The 13,112-nt window shown below is 65.4% G+C and carries 14 protein-coding genes; 10 read left to right on the top strand and 4 right to left on the bottom strand.

Going from position 1 to position 13,112, the window contains the following annotated elements:
* Both H292_RS27795 and H292_RS0102915 read left to right on the top strand, forming a co-directional pair.
* Positions 1-688: HNH endonuclease signature motif containing protein (locus H292_RS27795; RefSeq protein ID WP_155949752.1), on the top strand; the 688-nt coding region annotated here is incomplete at its 5' end.
* Between the two features lie 261 nt (positions 689-949).
* A complete protein-coding gene (locus tag H292_RS0102915; RefSeq protein WP_020110363.1) occupies positions 950-2,044 on the top strand; it encodes a S1C family serine protease in 1,095 nt (364 codons plus the stop codon).
* Positions 2,045-2,060: 16 nt separating this feature from the next.
* Here the strand turns inward: H292_RS0102915 and H292_RS0102920 are convergent, their stop codons facing one another.
* Together H292_RS0102920 and H292_RS0102925 are read right to left on the bottom strand one after the other, a co-directional pair.
* Positions 2,061-2,441, bottom strand: a complete 381-nt coding sequence (locus H292_RS0102920; protein WP_020110364.1) for a VOC family protein — start codon at positions 2,439-2,441, stop codon at positions 2,061-2,063.
* Positions 2,442-2,488: 47 nt separating this feature from the next.
* Positions 2,489-3,673, bottom strand: a complete 1,185-nt coding sequence (locus H292_RS0102925; RefSeq protein WP_020110365.1) for a thiolase family protein — start codon at positions 3,671-3,673, stop codon at positions 2,489-2,491.
* Between the two features lie 110 nt (positions 3,674-3,783).
* Here H292_RS0102925 and H292_RS0102930 point away from each other — a divergent pair, with 110 nt between their 5' ends.
* From H292_RS0102930 to H292_RS0102950, 5 genes are read left to right on the top strand one after another with little or no spacing between them, the layout of a single operon-like run.
* Positions 3,784-4,764, top strand: a complete 981-nt coding sequence (locus H292_RS0102930) for an LLM class F420-dependent oxidoreductase (RefSeq protein ID WP_026347813.1) — start codon at positions 3,784-3,786, stop codon at positions 4,762-4,764.
* A 38-nt stretch (positions 4,765-4,802) separates the two neighbouring features.
* Positions 4,803-5,426 (top strand): AIM24 family protein, encoded by a 624-nt coding sequence (locus H292_RS0102935; RefSeq protein ID WP_371828038.1) that lies wholly within the window; start codon positions 4,803-4,805, stop codon positions 5,424-5,426.
* A 1-nt stretch (position 5,427) separates the two neighbouring features.
* The gene (locus H292_RS0102940) at positions 5,428-6,105 is read left to right on the top strand and encodes an AIM24 family protein (protein ID WP_020110367.1); all 678 of its coding nucleotides are present in this window, start codon (positions 5,428-5,430) and stop codon (positions 6,103-6,105) included.
* A gap of 8 nt (positions 6,106-6,113) precedes the next feature.
* Positions 6,114-6,857: an AIM24 family protein gene (locus tag H292_RS0102945; protein ID WP_019665266.1), complete on the top strand. Its 744-nt coding sequence runs from the start codon at positions 6,114-6,116 to the stop codon at positions 6,855-6,857.
* Positions 6,858-6,883: 26 nt separating this feature from the next.
* Positions 6,884-7,255, top strand: a complete 372-nt coding sequence (locus H292_RS0102950) for a hypothetical protein (protein ID WP_020110368.1) — start codon at positions 6,884-6,886, stop codon at positions 7,253-7,255.
* On the opposite strand, the gene H292_RS0102955 is transcribed toward H292_RS0102950, so the two are convergent.
* Both H292_RS0102955 and H292_RS0102960 read right to left on the bottom strand, forming a co-directional pair.
* Entirely contained in the window at positions 7,239-8,402 is a 1,164-nt protein-coding gene (locus tag H292_RS0102955; protein WP_020110369.1) for a macrolide family glycosyltransferase, read from the bottom strand. The genes H292_RS0102950 and H292_RS0102955 overlap by 17 nt on opposite strands.
* A gap of 42 nt (positions 8,403-8,444) precedes the next feature.
* Positions 8,445-8,756, bottom strand: a complete 312-nt coding sequence (locus tag H292_RS0102960) for an ArsR/SmtB family transcription factor (protein WP_020110370.1) — start codon at positions 8,754-8,756, stop codon at positions 8,445-8,447.
* Positions 8,757-8,847: 91 nt separating this feature from the next.
* On the opposite strand from H292_RS0102960, the gene H292_RS0102965 reads away from it, so the two are divergent.
* From H292_RS0102965 to H292_RS0102975, 3 genes are read left to right on the top strand one after another with little or no spacing between them, the layout of a single operon-like run.
* The gene (locus H292_RS0102965; RefSeq protein ID WP_020110371.1) at positions 8,848-10,113 is read left to right on the top strand and encodes an MFS transporter; all 1,266 of its coding nucleotides are present in this window, start codon (positions 8,848-8,850) and stop codon (positions 10,111-10,113) included.
* Entirely contained in the window at positions 10,110-10,697 is a 588-nt protein-coding gene (locus H292_RS0102970; RefSeq protein WP_020110372.1) for a GNAT family N-acetyltransferase, read from the top strand. Before H292_RS0102965 ends, H292_RS0102970 begins: the two co-directional genes overlap by 4 nt.
* Before the next feature lie 39 nt (positions 10,698-10,736).
* Entirely contained in the window at positions 10,737-13,112 is a 2,376-nt protein-coding gene (locus tag H292_RS0102975; RefSeq protein ID WP_019665260.1) for a lysylphosphatidylglycerol synthase transmembrane domain-containing protein, read from the top strand.

Raw genomic sequence — 13,112 nt, forward strand, 5'->3', positions numbered from 1 at the left:
TACCGGGCATGCAGTGACCGCGGCCGGGACCACCATCCGGATGCGTGATGCGATCCGAATGGCCTCCCACGCGGAGCAGTACCTCGCGCTCTTCGACGACGACGGCCGGCCCCTGCACCTGGCCCGCACCAAACGACTCGCCTCCGCTGATCAACGCATCGTGCTCATCGCCGCCGACCGCGGCTGCAGTTTCCCCGGCTGCACCCGTCCGGCGACGCGATCGCAAACCCACCACATCGAAGAATGGGCGCAGGGCGGGCGCACCGACATCGGGGATCTGACATTCGGCTGCGATATCCACCACCCACTGGTCGGGCCGGGAGACAACGAGTGGGCGACGACGAAAGCCGGACCCGATCACCCCTATCCCGGGCGGACACTGTGGCATTCACCGGTCTCGGTCGACCCCCAGCGCCGCGGGCGGGTCAATCACTTCCACCACCCGGGGGAGTACATCGTCTCCTCCGACACACCCCTACCCGGACTCGAAAACCACACGACCCACACCACCCGCATCACCGACACGACCGGCACCACTCGAAACGGCACCATCCGACCCCAGGACGGACAACCCACACACCCACCCACACCGAGCACCCCCACACCGAGCACCCCAACACCAAGCACCCCCACACCAAGGACCCCTGAAGCGAGCCCACCGGAACAGGACCCACCACCAGGTCGATGACCACCAGCAGGCTGCCAGCGACACCCACGCTCCGCGTGTGCCGCGCACAGCCATGCCCGCAACAGCAAGGCCGAACGAACGGGGGCGCAGTTCGAGGCGTAAGAGCATACGGGCGGAGCGGCGGCCAGTACAGTCAGCGAGTCGAGCCTGGCGGGCAGCAGTGCTGTTCCAGCAAGCAGTGGGTCTACCAGACCGGCAGTAGCAGAATGCAGCTGCTGAGACAGGCGCATTTTCGTCGACGGGCGGCCATAATCGGAGGCTATGCAGGCAGCTGGTCGGGCGGTGACCGTGGTGGTGCTGACGCTCGCGGCGACGGCGCTGGCACCCCAGCTGGCGCCGGGTGGGTTCGACGCTGTTCAGCCTCCGGTTGCGTTGCCTCCGGCACCACCACCAGCGCCCGCGGGGCCCCCGCTCACACCGGGGCAGTTGTCCGCCCGCGTGGATCCGACGGTGGTCACGATCTCCGCCGAGTTCGGCACGTACGGAGTGGCCGGAACGGGATTCGTCGTCGGCGCGGACGGGTTGGTTCTGACGAACTTCCACGTCGTCGAACAGGCGACGGATGTGACTGCCGTGCACATGGGCAACGGCCTGATCTACGACGCGTCGGTGCTGGGCTACGACAAGTCCCGTGACCTTGCGGTGCTGGAGTTGGCGACCGCGTCGGATCTCCCGCCGGCGCCCATCGGGTCCTCGGCGGACCTCGCGGTCGGTGACGCGGTCACAGCCGTGGGGAATGCGGCAGGCGGCGGAGTTCTCGTCCCGGCGCCGGGGAGAATCGTCGCACTGGATCGGGTTGTCACCGCGCAGAACTCGGTCGACGGAACCAGCAACGAGCTGACCGGGATGATTCAGATCGACGCCGACGTTCGCGCCGGCGACTCGGGCGGACCGCTCGTCGACGCATGGGGAGACGTCATCGGAGTGGACGCGGCCGGGCTCTCGGACGACGCCAGAGCCACGCAAGCTCCGGAGGCGTACGCCATCCCGATCGACGACGCCATGGCCGTCGTCGAACAGGTGCGGACCGGGCGCTCGGGTGGGACTGTCCACGTCGGCCCGACGCCGTATCTCGGGGTGTCGATCCGGGACGTGTCGGCTTTCCGTTCGGCGGGCCCGTCGCAGGGAGCTGCGGTGACGTCTGTTCGGAACGACTCTCCCGCAATGAGAACCGGCCTGGCCGACGGCGATGTGATCGTCTCCGTCGACGGCAGACCTGTTCGATCCTCGAAGGACATGTCGGCGGAGATGATCGGGCGCAGGCCGGGGGAGACGATGCGTCTCGAGTGGGTGACCGAGCAGGGTATTCGTCAGGAGCAACCCGTGACGCTCGAGCTGGGAACCCCCACCGCCTGATTCGCACCCGCAGTGTTCACGCCTGCAACACGGACAGGATGTTGCCGGACGGGTCGGTGAACCAGGCGATCAGCGGTCCGCCGTGGCGGAAGATCCCCTTCTCGTCGGTTCCCATGTCCGGATACTGCTGAAAGACAACTCCTTCGGCCGTCAACGCGTCGACGGCGGCGTCGATGTCCGCGACCGGAAAGTTGAGAATGGTGTACGGCGCGGGTTCGTGCCGCTCCCGCGGGTAGATCAGAATCTCGACGGCGTCGCTCAGGCGAAGGTGGAGCATGCCCATCTCACCTGTCTCGACGGTCAGCCCGAGCGTGTCCGCGTAGAACGCTCGGGCCGCCTCCATGTCGTCGACGGCGAATCCGGAGAACGGTGGTCCTGTGAGTTCGAGTGTCGGCATGGTCCGATTGTTCACCCGATGCACGTGTTCTGCAGCGAAAACCTGCTTCAGACCCGTTCCAGAATCGTCGCGTTCGCGAGCCCGCCTGCTTCGCACATCGTCTGCAGACCGAATCGGGCATCGTTCTGCTCCATGGCGTTGACCAACGTCGTCGTGATTCGTGCTCCGCTTGCCCCGAGTGGGTGGCCGATCGCGATGGCTCCGCCGTTGACGTTCACCCGGGACGAGTCTGCACCGGTTTCCTTCTGCCATGCCAGAACCACCGAAGCGAAGGCCTCGTTCACCTCGAACAGATCGATGTCGGCCAGGCCCAGGCCCGCCCGCTTCAACACCTTCTCGGTCGCTGGAATGACGCCGGTGAGCATGTACAACGGATCGGATCCGACGACAGCGACGCTGTGCAGGCGCGCGAGAGGCTTCAACCCCAAGCGCGTGGCGATCTCGCTCGTCGTGATCAGCAAAGCGGCGCTGCCGTCGCTGAGCGGACTACTGTTCCCGGCGGTGACGGACCAGTCGATCTGTGGGAAGCGTTCACCTACTGCATCATCGACGAATGCCGGCCGTAGAGCAGCCATCGATTCCAGCGTTCCGCCGCTACGGATGATCTCGTCGTGATCCAACTCCGCCAGGGGTGCCAATTCTTTCGAAAACCTGCCTCCGGTGGCGGCGGCGTAGGCCTTGGCATGACTGTTCAATGCGAACTCGTCCTGAGCGGTCCGGTCGAATCCCCACTTCGCTGCGATCAGCTCGGCGCTGTGACCCTGCGCCACAAGCCCTTCGGCGTATCGTTCGCTGAAGCCGATCCCTCGCGGATCGGAACCCGGCCTGATGTTGGAACCCATCGGCACACGTCCCATGGATTCGACGCCGGCAGCAACGACGATGTCGTACGCACCGGACATGACACCCTGCGCGGCGAAATGCACTGCCTGCTGGCTGCTTCCACATTGGCGGTCCACCGTAGTGCCGGGCACGGACTCGGGGTAACCGGCAGCCAGCAGTGCCGTCCGAGCGATGTTGAAGGCTTGTTCGTCCACCTGTGTGACCGCCCCGGTGATGACGTCGTCGATCATCGCCGGGTCGATCCCGCTTCGTTCGACGACGGCCCGGAGGCTGTGCGCCAGCAGATCGGCTGGATGCACACCGTGCAGCGCCCCGCTGGCCTTGCCTTTACCGACCGGAGTACGGACCGCTTCGACGATGACTGCGTCGCGGCCGAATGTGTGTGACATGGCAAGACCCCTTCGACTGGCTTTGGTTTACCCTAGCTAGCCTGACTATATCTTTGCATAGTCAACTCGTCCAGGTGGCATACGTCACCGACGGGAGTAGCGTTCAGTACGTGACTATTCGTCTCGGTTACCAGATGCCCAATTTCAGCTACGAAGGTTCCGTCAAGGAACTGTTCCCCACGGTCATCGCGCAGGCGCGCGAGGCAGAAGCCGCGGGATTCGACACCGCGTTCGTCATGGACCACTTCTACCAACTCCCCGGAATCGGCAAGCCGGACGAGCCGATGCTCGAGGCGTACTCCGCCCTCTCGGGGCTGGCCAGTGCCACGGAGACCATCCAGCTGTCGGCCCTCGTCACCGGCAACACCTACCGGAACCCGGCAATACTCGCCAAGACCGTCACCACGCTCGACGTCGTCAGCGGCGGACGCGCGATCCTCGGCATCGGTGCGGGCTGGTTCGAACTGGAGCACACCAGTTTCGGGCTCGAGTTCGGCACGTTCACGGACCGTTTCGAGCGTCTCGACGAAGCCCTCCAGATCATCGAACCCATGCTTCGCGGTCAGCGACCGACGTTCGACGGCCTCTGGTACCAGGTCGAGAACGCGATCAACGAGCCTCGCATCCGCGACGATCTGCCCATCATGCTCGGCGGCGGCGGCGAGAAGAAGACGTTCGGTCTCGCGGCGCAGTTCGCGGATCACCTCAACATCATCTGCAACGCAAGCGAATTGCCGCGCAAGGTCGCAGCCGTCGAAGCGCGCTGCGAAGAGGTGGACCGCGATCCCAAGGATCTCGAAACCAGCTTCCTCGCGTTCGTCATCATCGACGAGGACGGCGACAAGGCAGTGAAGCTGAGGAACGACTACCTGCTCTCCACCGGCGTCGACGTGTCCAACCTGTCCGACGACGATGCCGCGGCCGCCACCGATCGCATCTTCTGCGGCACTCCCGACGACATCGCCGGGCAGATCCAGAAGCGCGTTCTCGACCACGGTATCGACGGAATCATCATCAATCTGGTCACCAATGGACACGAGCCCGGCGTCGTCGAACTTGCAGGTAAAACCCTGAAGCCGCTCGTCGGGTAAAGCTGGCACGGGGGAACTGCGCGTGGCATAGTTCCCCCGTGGCTCAGCTGACTTTGAACGGGCACCGAGTGCTCGTCGCGAATCTGAACGGTGACTCGCTGCGCGCGATCACCGGATCGATGGTCGCGTACGAGGGCGACGTCGCCTTCAAGAACGCCGGAATGGGCGGTGGTGGAGGTCTGCGCGCTGCGCTCAAGCAGAAGGTGACGGGCGAATCCCTCTCTCTGATGGAGGTTTCCGGTAAAGGCACCGTCTATTTTGCCGTCGACGCCCAGGACGTCACCATCGTCGACATCTCCGGTGACTCCATGCACGTCGAAGCGTCGCAGCTACTGGCTCTCACCGGTCAGCTGAAGACCGAGGTCAAGTTCTCCGGCCTCCGCGGAGCGTCGTCGGGCCAAGGACTGTTCACGACGGTGGTCAGCGGAACCGGCCAGGTCGCACTGCTGTCGGCGGGCGGGCCGCTCATCGCGCTGGCCGTCGACCCGCAGTACCCGCTCGTCGTCGATCCCGACGCGTTCGTCGCCCACCGCGGGCAGCTGAACCAGAGCTTCGTGACGGACGTGACCTGGCGATCCGCCATCGGAGGCGGCAGCGGCGAAGCCTTCTCGCTGCGTTTCGACGGCCACGGCGTCGTCTACATCCAGCCCGAGGAGCGCTGACATGCCGCTGGAACTCGTCAACAGCAAAGTCGTCAAGTCGACCCTCGCACCGGGCCAGAACGTGTTGGCGCGCAAGGGTTCCATGCTCTACTACACCGGCGACGTCCATTTCATCCCGCACTCGATGGGTGGATCGGCGGGTGCCATGCCGTCCATGGGTGGCGTGGCGGGGATGGCGGGGAGGATGATGTCCGGCGAGCACGTCGCGATGATGGCGGCCGAAGGCCAGGGTGAGGTCTTCTACGGCCACGCGGGCCTGTACGTCGAAGTGATCCACCTCGACGGGTCGTCGATGCTGACCGTCGAAGCCGATCGACTGCTGGTGCACGACGGTTACCTCCAGAGCTCGATCGTCGCGCTCACCTCACAGGGTGGTGTGCGCGGAGCAGTTCGAGGAGCGATGACCGGCCAGGGCTTGTTCACCACTCAGCTGACCGGGCAGGGCAGCGTTGCCGTTCTGTCTCACGGCGGGGCCATTCCACTGCAGGTCGGGCCGGAGCACCCCCAGGTGGTGGTCGATCCCCAGGCGTACGTCTGTCACATCGGCAACATCGATGTCGACATCTCGGCCAACGTCGGATGGCGTGACGCAGTCGGTAAAGGCAGCGGCGAGGCCATCCAGTTGAAGATGACGGGCTTCGGGACCGTCTGGGTCCAGGCCTCCGAGCAGAAGTTCTAGGAGCTGACATGAGCCTCGAGATCCACACCCCACACACGCTCCCGGTCAACGACAACGTCCCCGGCAACGACTATGCCTTCTGCGTCGAACTCGCCGGCCAGCCCTGGTTCACGTCGAAGGGCGCAATGATCGCCTATTACGGCAACGTGCGCTTCGAACCGCTCGGCCAGACGTCGATGCCTGCCATCGTCGCCGCGCGATTCTCCTCGCCGCTGTACTCGAACGACTGGGTGCTCGCACAGGGTCAGGGCAAGCTGATCCTCGGCGACCGCGGCTTCAACATCAACTCCTACGACCTCGACAACGGCAATCTGACCATCCGGGCGTCGAACCTCCTGGCGTTCGAGCCGACCCTCGATCTGAAGCAGTCGATCGTTCCTGGATTCCTGACCTTGCTGGGTACCGGCAAGTTCCTGGCGTCGTCGAACGGGCAGGTCATGTTCGCCGAACCTCCACTGCGCATCGACCCGGAAGCTCTCGTCGGATGGGCCGACTGCCCGTCGCCATCGCATCACTTCGACGCAGGCTGGATGCAGAACTTTCTGGGCGCAGCGCGCGGATTCCTCGGCGCGAACAGTGGTGAAGAACGCCAGTTCGACTTCACCGGCGCAGGCACCGTGCTGATCCAGTCCAGCGAAAAGGTCCTCGACGACGGTCACCTGCTGCGCCACATCGAGTCGCAGACCGTCACCCTCGGTCAGAACAGTCTCCGGGCCCTGCACAACACGATCGGTGCACGGCTTCAGCAGTAACTCCGCAGCAGGCGCACACTGGAGACATGACCAACAACGGACCGTTCAACATCGACCCCGAAGACTTCGATCGCTTCGCCAAGGAAGCGAGCGACGGACTGCGTGACGTCGTCGGCCAGGTCGGCAAGATCATCGGCCAATCCGGTGCGATCGGGCCATGGGGTGCATTCTTCGGTGAGGCGGCGGCGCCGACGAGGAAGCCCGCTCCGGAGCCCGAGACCACCGGCGACAAAGGCGACGGCGTCTGGACCATCTACACCGTCTCCGACGACGGTGCTGCCATCGACCAGGTGTTCGCCACCGAACTCGACGCTCTGCGAGCACACAAGGACAACACCGACCCGACGAGAAAGGTGCGTTTCCTGCCCTACGGAATGAGTGTCAGCGCGCTGGACTAGACCCCTCGACCGCATCGGCCGCCTTGTCGATCCCACCGCATCCGCGGACCTCGGCACCGATGTCGGCGAGGCGTCGGCGCATGTCCGCGGAGTCTGCGACCTTCCCGACGGCGTTGCGCAGCGATTCCACCGTCACCTCGTCGTTCTGGAGCTGGACGCCGACGCCGAGTTCCTCGAGCAACGACGCGTTTCCGAACTGATCCACCGCCTGCGGGATGGCGACCGTGGGGACCTCGAACCACAGTGCCTCCGTGCAGCCGCCCATTCCTGCGTGGGTGACGAACACCGACGCGGCACGCAGGACCGCGAGCTGCGGAACGCGCGCATGGATCTCGATGTTCGACGGCACGTCTCCTAATTCCGCTGCGTCGACACGGTTTCCGATGGAGATCACCACGTGCCAGTCCGTTCTGCCGAACGCCTCGATGCAAGTGCGGTAGAACTCCGGCCGCTCGTTGAACCCCGTACCGAACGAGATGTAGAGAACGCGTGCATTCGGGGCCGTCCAGCCTGTCTCGGCAAGACGCCCGGCATCGAGACACGGACCGACGAACTGCACCCGGTCCGGTACCCGGTCCGCATTGGGCTGCATCGCACGCGGAATCAGCGACAGAACGTGTTCGGGATGGGAGATCCAGTCCCAGGCGTCGACGTGAATATCGTTGTCGGTGAGCCATGTCGAGTACGCGGCGTGGTACTTCTGCCCCGTCTCGGATGCTCGTAGTGGACCGAGCATCTCGGACAGATCGTCCTCGTATCCATCCCATGCGACCATCGCGGGTGAGAGTTGGACGGCCTTGACGTCGTAGCGACGACCCAACACCGGTGCCGCCAGACCGCCGATGTCGTACAGGAACAGATCCGGGCGGTCCTCGTCGTAGAACGCCGTCAATCCGGCGAAGGATTCCAGCGCCTCGTCCAGGAACACGTGCATCGCCGACGCCGGGTCGTCCGGCCAGTCGTCCTCACCCTGCGGGAGGATGGAGGAGAACGAAACCACCTCCACCCCAAGGGGTTCGACCAGCCCGGCCAGCTGTTCACCGACGGCGTACGTGACCCGATGCCCGCGGCGCACCAACTCGGCGATCAGGCCGAGAGAAGGGTAGATGTGGCTCGGCGCCGTCGTGCCGATCATCGCGATGTGCATGTCGACGACGCTAACGCGTGCTCTCGCGCGGTGCTACCCGATTTACGGTGACTCGTTGGCGATGAGGTCCAGCAGGCCGGGGAACCGCTCGTTCAGTTCCGGCCTGCGCAGCGTGACCTTGCGACTGTTGCCCCGATCGACCTGGAACACCAACCCGGATTCGCGCAGAACCCGAAAATGATGCGTCAGAGTCGATTTGGTGACGCCCAAATCGAACGACATACACGTTCGCTCGGCGCCGTCGTCGTCGCCGACAAGCTCGGTGATCACCTTCCTCCGCAACGGATCTGCCAACGCGGACATGACTTTGCCCAGTTCCATCTCCGACACCTCGGGGTGCCCGTTCTCGTCCATGGTCCCACTTCCCTATGTGAGTGGTACGGCTTGCGCCGTACCTTTGTTTCTGCTTGTCTGGTACGGCAATCATCGTACCTAGGGGGAGCCGGTGCAATCCAAGAACACTCTCGTCGTCGTTCTCGCGGCGCAATTCGTCGTACCTATGTCGATCGCGGGAACGGCCATCGCACTACCGGACATCGCGGGCGACCTCGGCGACGCCCCCGGTCCGCTGCACTGGGTCGTCAACGGGTTCAACCTCGCATTCGCGCTGTTCACGGTTGTGTGGGGCGCAGTGTCGGACCGCATCGGGCACCACATCTCGTTTCGGCTCGGTGTCGCGCTGACCGGCCTGGCCGGCATCGTGAGTGCCGCCGCTCCCTCGGTGGAGATCCTCGACGCCGCCCGGGTTCTCGCCGGAATCGGCGCCGCGGCTGTGCTCGTCGGATCGACATCGATCCTGTCGCATCTCTACACCGGTGCCGACCGCGCAACGGCTTTCGCCGCGTTCGGCACAGTCAACGGGCTCGGACTTGCGCTCGGCCCCACGATCTCCGGCTTCCTCGTCGGCGGAATCGGCTGGCGAGGAGTCTTTCTCGCGCAGGCAGCGGTGTTGATCGTCGCGCTGGCGGGGACGGTCGTACTGCCGCGCGTCCGGCCCGAACGCGTGGGCTCGGCCCCTATTCTCGACGTCGGCCTCCTACGCAACCGCACCTTCCTCGGCCTGTGCCTGGTGCCCGTCGCGGGCGCGATCGGATTCGTCACCCTCCTGACCTACCTGCCGAATGCACTCAGCGGCATCACATCGATGGATCCGACGTCCGCGGGCCTGTTCATGCTGACGATGACGGTCCCCGTTCTGCTCGCACCTGCCGTCGTGGCCAAGCTGATCACGACGGGGTCGGTCACGCCGAAGACGGTCATCGGCGTCAGTCTCGCCGCTCTCGTTCTGGGCGATCTCGGGATGCTCGCGCTGCGGCCCGACGCTTCCCTGTGGTGGATCGTGGTGCCGATGGTGGCCGTCGGACTGGGGTTCGGTCTGCCCATCGGTTTGGTCGACGGAGAAGCTCTCGCGGCGGTTCCCCCGGAGCAGACCGGCACGGCTGCGGGCGTCCTCAACCTGTTCCGCATCGGCGGCGAGGCTCTGCTCGTCGCCGGCTATGCGTGGACGCTCACCGCGTTCGTCACGGCCTCGATGCCCGACAACCCCGTCGCCGACGCCACCGCGGCCGGGATTCCCGGCCATCCGCACGAGTACGCGGCGGCATTCCACGATGTCGTGGTCGTCCTTGCGCTGCTGGTCGCGGTGACAGCCGCTGCGGTCGTGCTGCTCACCCGCTCGCGCAAGCGCACTGACGTATCGTCGGCCGCGTGACTTTCCTGCAGCCGGTGACGTTGACCAACGACGTCGTGACGCTCGAACCGCTGAGCCACGACCACCTCGAAGGACTTTCCGACGCCGTTCGCGACGGTGAACTCTGGAACCTCTGGTACACCTCGGTGCCGAGGCCGGAGAACATGGCCGCCGAGATCGATCGGCGACTCGGCCTGCTCGACGCCCAGTCGATGCTGCCGTTCACGGTGCGCCGTAACGACACGGGGCAGATCATCGGCATGACGACGTACATGAATGCCGACGCCGCGAACCGCCGACTGGAGATCGGGTCCACCTGGAACGCCGCCTCCGCTCAGCGCAGCGGAACCAACACCGCGAGCAAATTGCTGCTGCTCACTCATGCGTTCGAGGAAATGCACTGCATCGCAGTCGAATTCCGTACCCATTGGATGAACCTGCAATCACGCACCGCCATCGCACGGCTCGGCGCCAAGCAGGACGGCATCCTGCGTAACCACCAACGCATGCCCGACGGCTCCCTGCGCGACACCGTCGTGTTCTCCATCGTCGAGTCCGAATGGCCCGCTGTTCGTAACGAGCTGGTGCGTCGCCTGGCGCGGTAGTCGGCCGGTCGGCGGCACCGCCACGGTAAGTTGGCGCACGTGCGAGTCGACGGGCGGGACATTCCGGTCACCGGGAGTCTGTTGCAACCGCTCGTCCGACGGACAAGCGACATCCTGCGTGTGGTGCTGTCCGTGCTGCTGCTCGCGACGGTCATCGCGGGCTCGCTCATCACCCGTAATCAGTGGGACGCCCTCGAGATGTCGGTGTCGAACATCCTGGGTGTACTGAGCCCCGATCAGTCGAATCTGGTCTACCTTCTGTACGGCGTCGCGATTCTGGCACTGCCCTTCGGCATCCTCATCGGGTTGATCGCCGGACGGAAATGGAAGCTCCTCGCGGGGTATGCGGCGGCAGGACTCATCGCGGGCCTGTCCCTGTCCATCACCGGGACCGGTATCTCGACCCCGGACTGGCACCTCGACGTACCGGACCGTCTCGACACCTTCCTGTCCCAGTTCCTCGACGACTCCCGTTGGATCGCGATGCTGGCTGCCGTCCTCACGGTGTCCGGCCCGTGGCTACCCGCGCGGTGGCGTCGGGTGTGGTGGTTCCTGCTGCTCGCCTTCGTGCCGATCCACCTGTTCGTCAGTACCGTCGTGCCGGCTCGGTCGATGCTCGGTCTGTCCGTCGGGTGGTTGGTCGGCGCACTGATCGTTCTCGTCGTCGGCACGCCTGCGCTCGAGGTTCCGCTCGACGCCGCCGTCCGGCTCCTCGCCAAACGCGGTCACACCGTCATCTCGCTGGAAGTACTGAAGCCTGCGGGGCCAGGCCCGCTGGTTCTCTCGGCGGCAGCGGAAGGACCGGAGCCGGAGATCATCGTCGAGATGTACGGGCAGAACCAGCGCAGCGGGGGAGCCCTCCGGCAGGTGTGGCGATGGCTGTCGTTCCGTAACAGCGAGAGCGCGCCTCTGCACGCGTCGATGCGCCGAGCCGTCGAACACCGCGCACTGATGGGCATCGCCATCGGCGACCTCGGCGTCGCCAGCAGCAGGCCTCTGGCCGTGTCGGCACTCGACCGAGGATGGGCGTTGTACGCCCACAGCGCACCCCGCGGCGTCCCCGTCGACGAGACCTCACCCGACGAGTTGGCGTCGAGCATCTGGAACGGACTCCAGACACTGCACGAGGTTCAGATCTCCCACGGCGATCTGCGCAGCGCGGAGCTCCGCAACGACGACGGCACGGCCCTGTTCGGCGGGTTCTCCAGCGCCGAGCTGGGCGCATCGGACGCGCAGATGCAGTCCGACGTCGCGCAACTTCTGATCTCGACATCCGCGCTCTTCGGTGAGGAGCGGGCAGTCCGGATCGCCGTCGACACCCTCGGCGAGGACATCGTCGTCACTGCAGCCGGGCGGTTGACCAAGACCGCGATTCCCACGCGCGTGCTCGAGTCCGTCCCCGACGGCAAGGGCATCATGAAGTCGGTACGCGACGAAGTCGTGAAGCAGACCGGCACCGAGAAGATCGCCACCGAGCAGGTCACTCGCTTCACCCGGAACCAGATCATCCAACTGGTCCTGCTGATCGGTCTCGTGTACGTCGCCTACCCGTTCATCAGCGCCGTCCCGACCTTCGTCACCGAGTTGCAGACTGCCAACTGGTGGTGGGCACTGCTCGGACTCGCGGTATCGGCGCTGACGTACGTCGGTGCGGCCGCGGCACTGTGGGCGTGCGCATCCGGACTCGTCAGCTTTCGGAACCTCACGATCATGCAGGTGGCCAACACGTTCGCCGCGACGACGACGCCTGCCGGGGTCGGTGGCCTCGCGCTGAGCGTCCGCTTTCTGCAGAAGGGCGGCCTCGGCGCGGTACGTGCGACCGCCGCTGTGGCACTGCAGCAATCGGTCCAGGTGATCACGCACGTCTCGTTGCTCGTCTTCTTCTCCGTCGCCGCAGGCACATCGGCCGACCTGGCGCACTTCGTACCGGACGCGACGGTGCTCTACCTGATCGCGGGTGTCGTCCTCGGCATCCTCGGCACCGTCCTGTTCGTCCCGACGCTTCGGCGCTGGCTGCGCAATGCCGTGCGCCCGCAGCTGAAGGAGGTGTTCGGTGAACTCGGAGATCTGGCCAAGGACCCCAAACGATTCGCGATCATCGTCCTCGGCTGTGCGGCAACCACTCTGGGCGCCGCACTGGCCCTGTGGGCGAGCGTGGAAGCGTTCGGCGGCGGCACCACGTTCGTCACCGTCACCGTCGTGACGATGATCGGCGGAACCCTCGCATCGGCAGCGCCCACACCCGGTGGCGTCGGCGCCGTGGAGGCCGCCCTGATCGGCGGGCTCGCGGCGTTCGGACTCCCCGCGAGCGTCGCTGTCCCGTCGGTGCTGCTCTATCGCGTGCTCACGTGTTGGCTGCCGGTCTTCTGTGGGTGGCCGACTCTCCGATGGCTGACGAACAAGGACATGGTGTGA

It is taken from the genome of Rhodococcus sp. 114MFTsu3.1 (genome assembly GCF_000383555.1).
GTDB lineage: Bacteria > Actinomycetota > Actinomycetes > Mycobacteriales > Mycobacteriaceae > Rhodococcoides > Rhodococcoides fascians_E.